Origin of the sequence: Methylocystis rosea SV97 (assembly GCF_000372845.1) — a bacterium.
GTDB lineage: Bacteria > Pseudomonadota > Alphaproteobacteria > Rhizobiales > Beijerinckiaceae > Methylocystis > Methylocystis rosea.
In genome coordinates this window covers 2560514-2574167 of record NZ_KB889963.1, presented here as the reverse complement: position 1 = coordinate 2574167, position 13654 = coordinate 2560514, and the positions used below count along the sequence as shown (strand labels likewise).

The following is a 13654-nucleotide window of genomic DNA, read 5'->3' as shown; positions in this document are numbered from 1 at the left end:
CGGATGCAACTGCGAATTGCCGACGCCCCAGCCGGGTCCGGATAGCCCAGGGCCAGCCGCGCCCCTTGAAGAATCCCCTCGATAGCCTTAAAGCCTCGCCGCGCGCGAGCGACGGGCTCGTGACCACTCGGAACGAGGATCATGGCCAAGGAAAAGTTTTCACGCACGAAGCCGCACTGCAACATTGGGACGATTGGGCACGTCGACCATGGCAAGACGTCTTTGACGGCGGCGATCACCAAGGTGCTGGCGGAGACGGGCGGCGCGACCTTTACGGCCTATGATCAGATCGACAAGGCGCCGGAAGAGAAGGCGCGCGGCATCACGATTTCGACGGCGCATGTCGAATATGAGACGAAGAACCGCCATTACGCCCATGTCGACTGCCCCGGCCACGCGGATTATGTGAAGAACATGATCACCGGCGCGGCGCAGATGGACGGCGCGATCCTGGTGGTCTCGGCCGCCGACGGGCCGATGCCGCAGACCCGCGAGCACATTCTCTTGGCCCGTCAGGTCGGCGTGCCGGCGCTCGTCGTGTTCCTCAACAAGGTCGACATGGTCGACGATCCGGAGCTTCTGGAGCTCGTCGAGCTCGAAGTGCGCGAGCTGCTCAGCAAGTATGAGTTCCCCGGCGACGACATTCCGATCACCAAGGGTTCGGCGCTGTGCGCGCTCGAGGGCAAGAACCCCGAGATCGGCCATGACGCGATCCTGAAGCTGATGGAGACGGTCGACGCCTACATCCCGCAGCCGGAGCGGCCGAAGGATCAGCCGTTCCTGATGCCGGTCGAGGACGTGTTCTCGATTTCGGGCCGCGGCACGGTGGTGACGGGGCGCATCGAGCGCGGCGTGATCAAGGTGGGCGAGGAAGTCGAGATCGTCGGCATCCGTCCGACGATGAAGTCGACGGTGACGGGCGTCGAGATGTTCCGCAAGCTGCTCGACCAGGGCGAGGCGGGCGACAATGTCGGCTGTCTGCTGCGCGGCACGAAGCGCGAGGACGTCGAGCGCGGCCAGGTGCTGTGCAAGCCGGGCTCGGTGAAGCCGCACACGAAGTTCAAGGCTGAGGCGTATATCCTCACCAAGGAAGAGGGCGGCCGTCATACGCCGTTCTTCACCAACTATCGCCCGCAATTCTACTTCCGCACGACGGACGTGACCGGCATCGTCACATTGCCCGAGGGCGTGGAGATGGTGATGCCGGGCGACAATGTGACGATGGAAGTCGCGCTGATCGTGCCGATCGCCATGGAGGAGAAGCTGCGCTTCGCCATCCGCGAAGGCGGCAGAACAGTCGGCGCCGGCGTCGTCGCCAGCATCATCGAGTAATGTGAGCCCGTCGGGGAGGGGCCGGGCGGCATCCTCCCCGCGCTTTGAGACATCAGCCTCGTAGCCAATTCTCCACGCGCAGCCCCGGCGCGCGGTCGAAGGCGGCGTCATTCGTCACCAGCGCCAACCCCAAGGACCGTGCATGCGCGGCGATGAAGAGATCGTTCGCGCCGAGCGGGGATCCCATCCTTTCGAGTTCGGCGCGTAACTGCCCATAATGCGCCGCCGCGGCTTCGTCGTAGGGGACCACCCCAATGCAGGCCGCAAAGTCTCGCAACGCGGCGTCGAGCGCCGCGTTTCGCTTCTTTTCGGCGCCAAACAGCAGTTCGCTCATCGTAATCGACGAGATGCACATGCGTCCCGCCTCGGCGTCAAACTTGTCGAGCACATGCGCATCCCGGCGCTTAATGACAGCGCTGCAAATATTCGTGTCGAGCATATAGCGCATTCAAAAAATGGCTTCGTCGTCGAGCGGGGGCTGCGAGGGACGTTCGAAATCGGGGAAGGGCGGATGCCGTTTCGCCCATTCGGTAAATCTCTTGCCTGCAGGCGACACGATGCGCGAGTCGCCGACGACGACGATTTCCACTTCCTTGACGGTATCAGGAAAGGCGACGGCTTTCGGCAGGCGCACGGCCTGTGTCCGATTGTTTTGAAATATGGTCGTGGCGACGGTGGTCATTTTCGCCTCGCTGGCATGTATATCCAATGAGGATATACAGTGCATCGGCGCACCGTCAAGATATGCATCGTCGCCGCATCGTCGCATCGGTTATCGGGGGGTCGACGCTGAAGCGTGGCAAAAGTAAAAGGGCGGCAGCCGCGCCATTGCCCTTTTTCGGACCCGCGCCCATGAAGCCTTCCGTCATCAAACTCGAACGCACGCATGAGCGCTGGGCGACGATGTCGATCGCGACCATCCGCATGCCGGACGGAAGAACCTTCCTGCGCGATGTCGAGGACCATGGCTGCGCGGCCGCCGTGCTGCCATTCGATCCCGCGCGCAAGACGGCGCTGCTCGTCGAGCAGCTGCGCGCCGCTGAACTGATCGCCGTCGGCGCGACGCATTCGCTCGAAGCGATCGCGGGTCTCGTCGAGGGCGAGGATGACGCGGCGGCGACGGCGAAACGCGAGGCGCTTGAAGAAGGCGGATTGCAGCTCGGCGCGCTGGAGCATGTCGCGACCGCCTGGTCGATGCCGGGCGTTTCGACCGAGCGCATGGCGCTTTATCTCGCCGAATACCGTGCCGAGGATCGCGTCGGCGACGGCGGCGGCGTCGCACATGAAGACGAAGAGGTTCGCGTCGTCGAACTGGGCCTTAAGGAACTCGCCGAGCTGATGGCGGCGGACGGCATCGTCGACATGAAAACGCTCGCGCTGGTTCAGGCGCTGCGTCTTCGTCGCCCTGAACTCTTCGACTGACGCATGTCGACTGGATGGCCGACGGAAGCCGCCAAATACGAATGACGGTGGATTCTAGCAGCCTCCGCCGCTGACCCCCGGCGCGAGCCGCAGCGCGTCGCAGAGATTGCGCGACTGGAAGTCGTCCATCATTTTTCGGGTGATGACGCTGGTGGAGCCCGGCACTTGCATGACGGGGGTTGGAGCCCCCGTCGGTCCGGTCACATAGTCTGCGAAATAGCCGTCATCAGTATATGACGGCGGCGGCGCAACGCGATGAACTCGGGCGTGCGCGCCGCGCACGCGTACGTCGGCAGCGGCGGCGGTTGTCAGACCAATAGTGGCGACGGCGATGAGCAGGAATAGGGCGACAGCCTTGCGCATGGCGTTGTCCTCCTGCCCGAAGCATATAGAGGTCCGGGGTCACAAGGAAGCGGCCCGGCGAGCGGCAGCCGTAAAGGGCTGCTTAGCGCCATTTCAGGCGGCGAGTTCCTCGCCCAGAAGCACCGCGGGCAGGCGGCGCTCGTCTAGGCGCTCGACCGTGGCCGTCGGCTGCTGAGCGAACTGCTCGACTTCCAGCGCCGCGGCGACGGCGGAGATGCCGATCTCGCGGTAAAGCCGCGCGAGAAGGTCATGGGGATGGCCGTTGGATTGGGGTTCGTTGAACTCGACGGAATACTTGTCGGACATGGGCGCGCTCGACGACAGGAGGGGAACTCAAGGGACGTTTTCCTAGGATTGTCCTCGGCAAGTTAACGAGCCGCTAAGGAACCGGGGTCGAGGCGGCGCTCGCCCAACTTTTTTTCAAATGCGCGAGAGCCGTTGCATTCGCCGTGAAATTGCGAAAAATGCGCGCGAGCCGCCCCCTGGGCGGCGGTCACGCGAGTCTTTGAACCGATGCGACGTCATCTTCCGCCCGAGCCCTGGTCGAAAGTCGCGCTGTGGAGCCGACGGTTCGCGATTTTCGCCGCGACTGTGGCGATTTTGGCGATCCTTCTGGGGCGACTCGGCGCCCTTGACCCGGCGTCCGCGCTCGCGTCGCTTGGCGGCGCCATGGCCTTGGCGCTGATCGCGCTGCTTTTGTTTTGCGCCGCTTGCAACGTGATTTGGCGCACGGGACGGCGCGGGGCGGGCGCAGCGGCGACCGCCTTCGTCATCGCGGCGTTGACGCTGGGCTACCCAGCCTATCTGGCTTTCGAGGCGGTGCGTCTGCCGGTGCTTTCCGACATTTCGACGGACGTCGCCGATCCGCCATATTTCTCCTTCTCCAAAGCCGCCTTCGAGGCGCGCAGCGGCTTCCAGCCTCCGGGTCTCCCATCCCGGGCGCGGGAGGCGCAGCGGCCGGCCTATCCCGACGTCGAACCGATCGTCGTCGATCTCGACACGGACGAGGCCTATGCTCTGGTGCTGAAAACGGCCAAAGCGCGCGGCTGGACGCTCGTCGACAAGCGGCCGCCGGGCGGACGCAGCGGCGACGGCCATATCGATTTCATCGACAAAACGCTCGTCATGGGATTTGACGACGACATCACCGTCCGCTTCAAGCCGCTGCCCGGTCAGACGCGCATCGATCTGCGCTCGGCGTCGCGTTACGGACGCCATGACTTTGGCGTGAACGCCAAAAGAATCGCCGCTTTCGCCGAGGAACTCCAATCGCAACTCGACGCGCGCTAGCGCGCTCCCCAAATTGTAGGCAGGCGAGACGCTCGTTTTCATCAGCGTCTTCGATTATGCTGCAAAGCAAAGCTTAGCGACGGGAGCGGTGAAATGGTCGAGGAAAGCGGCGTCGCTTCAGCAAGCGCGCCAATGATTCCCCCGTTCACCCGCGAGCAGGAGCTCACCGCCTTTCGCGAAATGCTGCTCATCCGGCGCTTCGAGGAAAAGGCCGGACAGCTTTACGGCATGGGGGTCATCGGCGGATTCTGCCATCTCTACATCGGCCAGGAAGCGGTGGTCGTCGGCGTCAAGATGGCGGCGCGCGACGGCGACCAGTTCACCACGAGCTACCGCGACCATGGACATATGCTCGCCTCCGGGATGGAGCCCAGGCGCGTTATGGCGGAACTCGCCGGAAAGCGCGGCGGCTATTCCAAGGGCAAGGGCGGCTCGATGCACATGTTTTCGCGCGAAGCGAATTTCTACGGCGGGCACGGCATCGTCGGCGCGCCGGCGCCGATCGGCGCGGGGGTGGCCTTCGCCAACGCCTATCGAGGCGACGGCCGCGTATCTTTGACCTTTTTCGGAGAAGGCGCCGCCAACCAGGGCCAAGTCTACGAAGCCTTCAACATGGCGTCGCTTTGGAAACTGCCGGTCGTTTTCATTGTCGAGAACAACCGTTATGCGATGGGCACGGAGATTTCCCGCGCCTCCGCGCAAATCGACCTCTCCAAACGCGGCGCGGCTTTCGGCATTCCGGGCAAGCAGATCGACGGCATGGACGTGCGTATCGTCAAGGCGACGGCGGACGAGGCGATCGAATGGTGCCGCGCCGGCAAGGGCCCCTATCTCATAGAGGCGCAGACCTATCGCTATCGCGGCCACTCGATGTCCGATCCCGCGAAATATCGCTCGAAGGAAGAAGTCCAGAAGATGCGGGAGGAGCATGATCCGATCGAGCAAGTTCGCGCGCGGCTGATCGCCGACGGCATGAGCGAGGACGAACTCAAGAAGATCGACGCCAATGCACGCAAGATCGTCGCCGAAGCCGCGGATTTCGCCACTGCGGACAAGGAGCCGGACCCGAGCGAGTTGTGGACGGACGTGCTGGCGTCGTGAGGGATTGAGTCAATGACCGTCAATGTCCTCATGCCGGCGCTGTCTCCCACGATGGAGCAGGGCAAGCTCTCCAAATGGCTCAAGAACGAAGGCGACGCGGTGAAAGCCGGCGACGTCATCGCCGAGATCGAGACCGACAAGGCCACGATGGAGGTCGAGGCCGTCGACGAAGGCGTGCTGGCGCGCATCCTCGTTCCCGGCGGCACGGAGAATGTCGCCGTCAACACGCCGATCGCGGTGATCGCCGAGGAAGGCGAGGAAGTCGCCGATACGGCCGACCACGCGCCGGCCGATCGCGTCGGCGAAGAGGACAAAGCGCAAAAGCAGGCTGAAGCCGCCCCACCGGTTCCGGGCCAGACCGCGCCGCAGGACGAACCCGGCGAAGCCAATAAGGCCGCGACCAAAGCCGCTGTCGAGGCCGCGACGCCCGCGCCCAAGGCGACAAGCGTCGCCGCGCAGCCATCCCCGCGCGTCGCCCCTGAGGTGCCCGAAGGCACGACGATGGTGTCGATGACCATGCGCGAAGCCTTGCGCGACGCCATGGCCGAGGAAATGCGGCGCGATCCGAACGTCTTCGTAATGGGAGAAGAGGTCGCCGAATATCAGGGCGCCTACAAGATTACGCAGGGTCTTCTGCAGGAATTCGGCGCCAAACGCGTCGTCGATACGCCGATCACCGAATATGGCTTCGCCGGCGTCGCCGTCGGCGCGGCTTTCGCCGGGCTGCGGCCGATCCTCGAATTCATGACCTTCAATTTTTCGATGCAGGCCATCGACCACATCGTCAATTCGGCGGCGAAGACGCTGTACATGTCCGGCGGACAGATCAACTGTCCGATCGTCTTTCGCGGACCGAACGGCGCCGCGGCGCGCGTCGCCGCGCAGCACAGCCAGGATTATTCCGCCTGGTATTCGCAGGTGCCCGGACTGATCGTGATTTCGCCGTCAAACGCGAGCGACGCGAAAGGCCTGCTGAAGGCTGCGATCCGCAACGACAATCCGGTGGTGTTTCTCGAAAATGAGATTCTCTACGGCAAGACGTCGGAAGTGCCGGCGCTTGAGGACTTCGTCCTGCCGATCGGCAAGGCGCGCATCGCCCGGCCCGGCAAGGACGTGACGCTCGTCTCCTTCTCGATCGGCATGACCTATGCGCTGCAGGCCGCCGAGCAACTCGCCAAAGAGGGGATCGACGCCGAGGTGATCGATTTGCGCACGCTGCGTCCGATGGATACGGCGACAATTATCAAGTCCGTCAAGAAGACCGGCCGCTGCGTCGCGATCGAAGAGGGCTGGCCGCAGTGCGGGGTCTCGGCCGAGATCGCCATGCGCGTGCAGCAGGAAGCCTTCGACTATCTCGACGCGCCGGTGCTGCGCGTCACCGGCAAGGACACGCCGATGCCCTACGCCGCCAATCTCGAAAAGCTCGCTTTGCCGAGCGTCGCGGATGTCATCACGGCGGCGAAGGCCGTCCTTTACAGGTCTTAGTGATGGCGCTCGTCACTCCCGACACTGGCGCGCCGCGCATCTTCGCTTCGCCTCTCGCGCGCCGATTGGCGAAGGAGGGCGGGCTCGATCTTTCCGCCCTCCAAGGCTCCGGGCCACACGGCCGCATCATCGAACGCGACGTGCAGACGGCGCTCGCGCGCGGAGAGACGACGAAGGCGGCGCCGCTCGCCGCAGCCCCTTCGGCCGACGTTACGCGCAAATTCTTCGAGGCCGGCTCCTACGAGGAAATTCCGCATGACAATGTGCGCAAGGCGATCGCGCGCCGGCTGACCGAGGCCATACAGACCATTCCGCTTTTCTATCTCAACGTCGACTGCGAGATCGATGCGCTGCTGCGCCTGCGCGAGGATTTCAACGCCGCCGCGCCGCTCGCCTCGGATGGCAAACCGACATGGAAGACGTCGGTCAATGATTACGTCGTCAAGGCGCTCGCCATCGCCCTGCAGCGCAAGCCCGAGGCGAATGTCACCTACACGCCGGACGCGTTGCTGCGCCATAAATCGTCGGATATCGGCGTCGCCGTGTCGATCCCCGGCGGGCTCGTGACGCCGATCATCCGTAACGCGCAGGCGAAATCGGTTCGCGAGATTTCCGAGGAGATCAAGGAGCTCGCCGGGCGCGCCCGCGCGCGCAAGCTGAAGCCGCATGAATATGAAGGCGGCGTGTCGGCGGTGTCCAATCTCGGCATGTATGGCGTGCAGAGTTTCACGGCGGTGATCAATCCGCCGCAGTCGACGATCCTGGCGGTCGGGCAGGGCGAGCAGCGCATGATCGTCAAGAACGGCGCGCCTGTTGTGGCGACAATGATGAGCGTGACGCTCTCCTGCGATCACCGCGCCGTCGACGGCGCGCTCGGCGCCGAGCTCTTGGCGGAATTCAAACATGTCATCGAACATCCGGCGATGATGTTCGCGTGAGAGAGGTCGACTTGCAGCTTCAGTCGACCCTCACCTGTCCGCATTGCGCGCGCGCGGAAATGCTCGATATGCCGCAGGACGCCTGCGTCGTCGTGCATGTCTGCGTCTCCTGCGGCGCGCGGCTGACGCCAAAGACGGGAGACTGCTGCGTGTTCTGCTCCTATGGCGACGTTCCATGCCCGCCCGTCCAGAAGGACGGCGATTGTTGCGGCGGGCCGATGGACGCGGGTCCCTAATCGCGGCATATGGCTTGCCTGGAACAGCTCTAAACAGGCAAGGAGCGGGCGCGTGGCGACGGAAGCTGACATTTTGAAGGCTCTGGAGGGGCTCTACGGCCCGGGCGGAGCGCCGCTCGCCGGCGCGGTAAGCGGCGTCAATCTATCGGGCGCCAAAGCCTTCGTTTCACTGGCCGGCGATCCGAGCCAGACGCAGGCCTGGGAGGCGGCGCGTGTCGCGGCCGAGCGCGCGATCAAGGCGGCGCCCGGCATCGAGCAGGCGATCGTGACCTTGACCGCTGAACGCGCCGCGCGCCCCGAGGCTCCGGCGCCTCGGGCTCAAGCTCATGCTCATGGCCATGCGCATGCCCATGCGCCTGGGCCTGGCGCGCCGCCGCCTCAGCAAAAAGCCGGAATTCCGGCGCTCGAAAAAATCCGCTTCATTATCGCCGTCGCCTCGGGCAAGGGCGGCGTCGGCAAGTCGACGACGTCGGCCAATCTCGCGCTCGGCCTCGCCGCTCAGGGCTGGCGCGTCGGCCTGCTTGACGCCGACGTCTATGGCCCCTCGATGCCGCGGCTTTTCGGCCTAACTGGCAAACCTAAGGTCGAAGGCGGCAAGCTCGCGCCGCTCGAAGCCTATGGCGTGAAGATCATGTCGATGGGTTTTCTTGTCGACGAGAACGTGCCGATGGTCTGGCGCGGGCCGATGGTGTCGCAGGCGATTTCGCAGATGCTCGGCGAAGTCGCCTGGGGAGAGCTCGACGCGCTGGTCATCGACATGCCGCCCGGCACCGGCGACGTTCAGCTCACCATCGCGCAGCAGGTTCCGCTCGCCGGCGCGGTGATCGTCTCGACGCCGCAGGATCTGGCGCTGATCGACGCGCGGCGCGCCGTGTCGATGTTCCAGAAAGTCGAGGCGCCGATTCTCGGCGTCATTGAAAATATGAGCTACTTCCTGTGCCCGCACTGCGGCGGCCGCTCGGAAATTTTCGCGCATGGCGGCGCGCGCCACGACGCCGAACAGATGGGCGTGCCTTTTCTTGGCGAGGCGCCGCTCGACATCAAGATCCGTCAAACCTCGGACGCCGGGAGTCCCGTCGTGGGCGCCGAGCCCGACAGCCCGCAGGCCGCGGTCTATCTCAATCTCGCGGCGAAGGTGAAAGCGTTGCTCGAAACGCAAAAACAGCGCGCTGCGCCAAAGATCGTCGTTGGCTGAAACTGACGAAGGTTGATTTGAATGTCCTTCAAGCCCTCAGGACAAAACAGCGTCTCTCCCTATTTGGTCGTCGCCGACGCCTCCGCGACGATCAAATTCCTTCAGGCCGTTTTCGACGCCACCGTGCTTCGAACCTTTCCTGATGCGAATGGGAGATTGATGCATGCGGAGGCGCGCATCGACGATACTGTCGTCATGCTCGCCGACGCTGCCCCGCAATGGCCCGCGATCGAAGCGCATGTCCACGTCTATGTGCCCTCGGTGGACGAAACTTACGCGCGCGCGCTGCAGGCTGGCGCGGCGTCTGTTCAGGCGCCCGTGCAGAAACACGACGAAGACAAACGCGGCGGCGTCAAGGATGCCGGCGGCACAACCTGGTGGATCGCCACCCGAGTCGAATAGAGAGGGCGCATCCGTTAAAAAAATCGCGCCTCCTTTTAGGGAGGCGCGCCAGGCGGGCCGATCAACGCCGGCCGTCAGGGAGCTCAGAAATGCGTCGGGAACCAGGAATCGTCCCCCTGGTCGAACTTGTAATTGTAGCCGACTGAAAATGCGCCGCCATAGGCCCACACATTGATTGTCGCGGCGGGATTGAATCCGCCAAAAGGCCGCCCTGCTGACTGCGGGATCGCCTCAAAGGCGGATACGGAATTCTTGAAAGCCCAAAGGACGGAAAAATCAAATGACGAGTTTTTTGTAATCGCGTAGTTGAAACCGCCTCCGAGATGATGCCGGTTCACGCTCGGCGAGAGCACCGCAAAGTTCAACGAACGCGAAATCAGCGAGCTGGTGGCGTAATGATAACCGAGGCGAAGCGCCAGCGTCGGCGTCGCGCGCCACTCGGCGGCGAAGGATGCCGAATCCGTATCCTTCATATTGATGCCGGCGCTGTCGCCGAGCGAGCGCACGAACAGGGGCGCGTTGGAATTGCCTAAAGAGGGAACGGCGGAATAGAAGACATGTCGCCAATCCGCCATGAGCGTAAGGTTGGGCAAGATGTCGTAGGCGAATCCGGCCTGCAATTGGGCGGGGATGTCGAAACTGCCCTGGCCGCCGAGAAGACCCGAATATTTGTCGAAACGCGACATCCACATGGGCGTCGAGCCGGAAAAGCCGAAGCGCAGGCTGTCCGTAATTCCCCACAGCAACCCTAAGCGAAAGCCGCCGCCGTAGGACCAGTCAAACCCCATGTCTGACATCTCCCACTGATTTATTGAAAAGGGCGCGAACGTCTTCACGCCCTGAACGTTCAACATTTGCACCGCGATCGTCGGCGCGAGACCAATCGTGATCGGGCCGATCGCCGTGTGGAAGCGACGCGCATAATCGACGCTGGCGAAGGCTTGTCTCAGGTCTAGGCCAACGAAGCCGCCGCCGAACGGTCCACCCAGCGGCGGCCGAGCATGCCTCACGTCATAGGCGCTGTTGATGCCGCCATTCGAATAGGTGACAAAGCTCCACGCGGAGTCGGCGTCGATCGGGCGAATGTTGCCCGAGTTGGGGATTGGCGTCCATGGACGGCCGCTGCGCACGTCGCCCGCCGCGATGAGCCTCGGAAGTCCTTCGGTGCGGTAACCGCGATACGCAAGATTGGCGGCGACGCCAAACGCAAACTGCCGGTCAAGGCCGACAATCGACGCGGGATTGACCGAAGCGGCCATGCCGTCCCGGCCATCGGCCACGCTGGCGCCGGCAAGCGCTCTCTGCCGCGGGCCGTATCCCGTCGCAAAAAAACCGTCGGCGGCAAAGGAGAAGGATGGCGCGAGCGCTGAGATGGCCGTCAATGTGAACAGGAAGGCGCGCGAAACAATGTTTTTCATTGGGGCGAGTCCCGAAGCGCAATATTCCTCATCCAGGCGACGGGCTGTCTTCGCCGTCGCGGCGAACCGACGCATGTTTACGTTGCTTTACAATTAGCAGACACGTCGATCTTGCGGCGTAAATATCGCTTCACGGGCACAGATTTCGTCCGCCTGTTACGTCTTTGCAACACAAGCGCTTTTTCACGTCGCGTCGGACAAGGGGAGCAATCGTCGCCAAATGCGGGACGGGGCTTCGACCGCGCGTTGGCCCGTATTCAATAGCACCGCTCCAGGCTTCCATAGGGCTGGAAATTCTAAATTGTCAGCGTCTAGGCTCAGCGGGGCCAGACGCTATTTGCCGGTTTCGCCGCGCGAAACTTGCGACACGCGCGGGAACGCGGTAATTTTTCCATAATGGCGAGGGGCGCCGCTAGCGCGGCTGAGAAGCACCCGTCGAACCTGATCCGGGTCATGCCGGCGTAGGGAAGGCCAGCGAAAGAGCGAACGGCGCGCCCGCGTCGACGCTATGATAGCGCATCCCTCCTTCGTCTTCCTGACTCAGCGTCCGCTTCCCTTGAAGAAGCGTGATGAAGGAGCGCGATCATGAACATCCACGACAAGCGCATGCCGGCGAGCGTCACCACTGGGCCGATCGGAAAATCGCGCAAGGTCTATTCCTCGCCCAAGGGCCGCGACGACATTCGCGTGCCTTGCCGCGAGATCCCGTTGGACCCGTCTTCGGGCGAGCCGCCGCTTCGAGTCTATGACCCGTCAGGACCCTATACCTGCGCCTCCTTTACGCCCGACCTTTCCGCGGGGCTTCCCTCTGCGCGACCCTGGCTTACGGCGCGCGCAGGACTCGAGCCCTATCAGGGACGTGGCATCAAGCCAGAAGACAATGGCTTCGCTGAAGGCGAGCGTCTGGTGCCGTCGTGTCCGGCCGAGCGCAGGCTACATCGAGCGGCCGGCGCCAGCCCCGTCACTCAGCTCGAGTTCGCCCGCGCGGGGATCATTACCGAAGAAATGATTTATGTCGCGCATCGCGAGAACCTTTGCCGAGAGCGCGCGCTGGAGGTCGCGAAAGAACGCATCGCCGATGGCGAGAGCTTCGGCGCCTCTATTCCGGAATTCGTCACGCCTGAATTCGTGCGCGAGGAAGTCTCGCGCGGCCGCGCCATCATTCCGGCGAATATCAATCACCCTGAATTGGAGCCGGTCATCATCGGCCGCAATTTCCTCGTGAAGGTCAACGCCAACATCGGCAATTCGGCCGTCACCTCTTCGGTCGCGGAAGAAGTCGAAAAGATGGTGTGGGCGATCCGCTGGGGCGCCGACACGGTGATGGACCTCTCCACCGGCCGCAACATTCACAACATCCGCGACTGGATCATTCGCAACGCCTCCGTGCCGATCGGCACCGTGCCGATCTATCAGGCGCTGGAAAAGGTCGGCGGCGACGCGCTGAAGCTCGACTGGGAAGTTTTTAAAGACACGCTGATCGAACAGGCGGAGCAGGGGGTCGATTACTTCACCATCCACGCCGGCGTGCGCCTCGCCTATGTGCCGCTGACCGCCAATCGCGTCACCGGCATCGTCTCGCGCGGCGGCTCGATCATGGCACGCTGGTGCCTGTCGAAGCACAAGGAGAGCTTCCTCTACGAGCGTTTCGACGAGATTTGCGACATCATGCGCAAATATGACGTGTCCTTTTCGCTCGGCGACGGTCTGCGCCCCGGCTGCAACGCCGACGCCAATGACGCGGCGCAATTCGCGGAGCTGGAGACGCTTGGCGAATTGACGAAGATCGCCTGGGACAAGGGCTGTCAGGTGATGATCGAAGGCCCCGGCCATGTGCCGATGCACAAGATCAAAGCCAATATGGACAAGCAGCTCAAAGTCTGCGGCGAAGCGCCTTTTTATACGCTCGGCCCGCTCGTCACTGACATTGCGCCGGGCTACGATCACATCACGTCAGGCATCGGCGCCGCGATGATCGGTTGGTTCGGCACGTCGATGCTCTGTTACGTCACGCCGAAAGAACATCTCGGCCTGCCGGATCGCGACGATGTGAAAACCGGCGTCATCACCTATCGCATCGCGGCGCATGCCGCCGATCTCGCCAAGGGCCATCCGGCGGCGCGCGAACGTGACGACGCGATGAGCCGCGCGCGTTTCGACTTCCGCTGGGAGGATCAGTTCGAGATCGGACTCGATCCCGACACGGCGCGCGAATTCCACGACGCGACGCTGCCGAAAGAGGCGCATAAGGTCGCGCATTTCTGCTCGATGTGCGGGCCGAAATTCTGCTCGATGCAGATCACGCGCGATCTGCGCGAGGAGGCGAAAGAGATCGAACGCCAAAAAGGCATGGCCGAAAAGAGCGCGGAATTTTTGGAAAAGGGCGCCAGCATATACGTCGAGGCGAAGTAGGGTGGTCTACGAAAGCTGCTCCTTCCTTCCCCTCATCCTGAGGAGCCCGCGAAGCGGCAT

Annotated in this window: 15 protein-coding genes and 1 riboswitch; of the genes, 10 read left to right on the top strand and 5 right to left on the bottom strand. The window is 63.3% G+C overall.

Annotated elements, in window-relative coordinates; translation table 11 throughout:
- Positions 1 to 141 precede the first annotated feature (141 nt).
- Positions 142 to 1332 (top strand): elongation factor Tu, encoded by a 1191-nt coding sequence (gene tuf / locus A3OO_RS0113500; RefSeq protein WP_018408369.1) that lies wholly within the window; start codon positions 142 to 144, stop codon positions 1330 to 1332.
- Between the two features lie 52 nt (positions 1333 to 1384).
- Here the strand turns inward: tuf and A3OO_RS0113495 are convergent, their stop codons facing one another.
- Together A3OO_RS0113495 and vapB are read right to left on the bottom strand one after the other, a co-directional pair.
- Positions 1385 to 1780, bottom strand: a complete 396-nt coding sequence (locus tag A3OO_RS0113495) for a PIN domain-containing protein (RefSeq protein ID WP_018408368.1) — start codon at positions 1778 to 1780, stop codon at positions 1385 to 1387.
- Positions 1781 to 2014, bottom strand: a complete 234-nt coding sequence (gene vapB / locus A3OO_RS22670) for a type II toxin-antitoxin system VapB family antitoxin (RefSeq protein ID WP_051080412.1) — start codon at positions 2012 to 2014, stop codon at positions 1781 to 1783. It abuts the gene before it with no gap.
- A gap of 170 nt (positions 2015 to 2184) precedes the next feature.
- Here vapB and A3OO_RS0113485 point away from each other — a divergent pair, with 170 nt between their 5' ends.
- Complete coding sequence (locus A3OO_RS0113485) at positions 2185 to 2754, top strand: NUDIX domain-containing protein (RefSeq protein ID WP_026222969.1); 570 nt, start codon at positions 2185 to 2187, stop codon at positions 2752 to 2754.
- A 54-nt stretch (positions 2755 to 2808) separates the two neighbouring features.
- Here the strand turns inward: A3OO_RS0113485 and A3OO_RS0113480 are convergent, their stop codons facing one another.
- Entirely contained in the window at positions 2809 to 3117 is a 309-nt protein-coding gene (locus tag A3OO_RS0113480) for a TonB-dependent receptor plug domain-containing protein (RefSeq protein ID WP_018408365.1), read from the bottom strand.
- 93 nt (positions 3118 to 3210) lie between these two features.
- Positions 3211 to 3423, bottom strand: coding sequence for a hypothetical protein (locus A3OO_RS0113475; protein WP_018408364.1), 213 nt, complete (start codon positions 3421 to 3423; stop codon positions 3211 to 3213).
- Between the two features lie 207 nt (positions 3424 to 3630).
- Here A3OO_RS0113475 and A3OO_RS0113470 point away from each other — a divergent pair, with 207 nt between their 5' ends.
- The 7 genes from A3OO_RS0113470 to A3OO_RS0113440 all read left to right on the top strand — a co-directional run bounded on the left by A3OO_RS0113470 (position 3631) and on the right by A3OO_RS0113440 (position 9764).
- Positions 3631 to 4407 carry a DUF1499 domain-containing protein gene (locus A3OO_RS0113470; RefSeq protein ID WP_018408363.1) on the top strand — a complete coding sequence of 259 codons (777 nt, stop codon included), beginning with the start codon at positions 3631 to 3633 and terminating at the stop codon, positions 4405 to 4407.
- Positions 4408 to 4500: 93 nt separating this feature from the next.
- Positions 4501 to 5508 (top strand): pyruvate dehydrogenase (acetyl-transferring) E1 component subunit alpha, encoded by a 1008-nt coding sequence (gene pdhA / locus A3OO_RS0113465; RefSeq protein ID WP_018408362.1) that lies wholly within the window; start codon positions 4501 to 4503, stop codon positions 5506 to 5508.
- A gap of 12 nt (positions 5509 to 5520) precedes the next feature.
- On the top strand, positions 5521 to 6993 hold the full coding sequence (locus A3OO_RS0113460) for a pyruvate dehydrogenase complex E1 component subunit beta (protein ID WP_018408361.1): 1473 nt from the start codon (positions 5521 to 5523) through the stop codon (positions 6991 to 6993).
- A gap of 2 nt (positions 6994 to 6995) precedes the next feature.
- A complete protein-coding gene (locus A3OO_RS21695; protein WP_018408360.1) occupies positions 6996 to 7931 on the top strand; it encodes a 2-oxo acid dehydrogenase subunit E2 in 936 nt (311 codons plus the stop codon).
- Positions 7928 to 8167, top strand: coding sequence for a GDCCVxC domain-containing (seleno)protein (locus tag A3OO_RS0113450; RefSeq protein WP_018408359.1), 240 nt, complete (start codon positions 7928 to 7930; stop codon positions 8165 to 8167). The genes A3OO_RS21695 and A3OO_RS0113450 overlap by 4 nt, the downstream gene beginning before the upstream one ends.
- Before the next feature lie 52 nt (positions 8168 to 8219).
- A complete protein-coding gene (locus tag A3OO_RS0113445; protein WP_018408358.1) occupies positions 8220 to 9362 on the top strand; it encodes an Mrp/NBP35 family ATP-binding protein in 1143 nt (380 codons plus the stop codon).
- A 21-nt stretch (positions 9363 to 9383) separates the two neighbouring features.
- Positions 9384 to 9764 (top strand): VOC family protein, encoded by a 381-nt coding sequence (locus A3OO_RS0113440; protein WP_018408357.1) that lies wholly within the window; start codon positions 9384 to 9386, stop codon positions 9762 to 9764.
- 83 nt (positions 9765 to 9847) lie between these two features.
- On the opposite strand, the gene A3OO_RS0113435 is transcribed toward A3OO_RS0113440, so the two are convergent.
- Positions 9848 to 11182: an OmpP1/FadL family transporter gene (locus A3OO_RS0113435; RefSeq protein WP_040573884.1), complete on the bottom strand. Its 1335-nt coding sequence runs from the start codon at positions 11180 to 11182 to the stop codon at positions 9848 to 9850.
- Between the two features lie 392 nt (positions 11183 to 11574).
- A riboswitch (TPP riboswitch) is annotated at positions 11575 to 11668 on the top strand.
- Between the two features lie 99 nt (positions 11669 to 11767).
- Here A3OO_RS0113435 and thiC point away from each other — a divergent pair.
- Positions 11768 to 13594, top strand: coding sequence for a phosphomethylpyrimidine synthase ThiC (gene thiC / locus A3OO_RS0113430; protein ID WP_018408355.1), 1827 nt, complete (start codon positions 11768 to 11770; stop codon positions 13592 to 13594).
- Positions 13595 to 13654 lie beyond the last annotated feature (60 nt).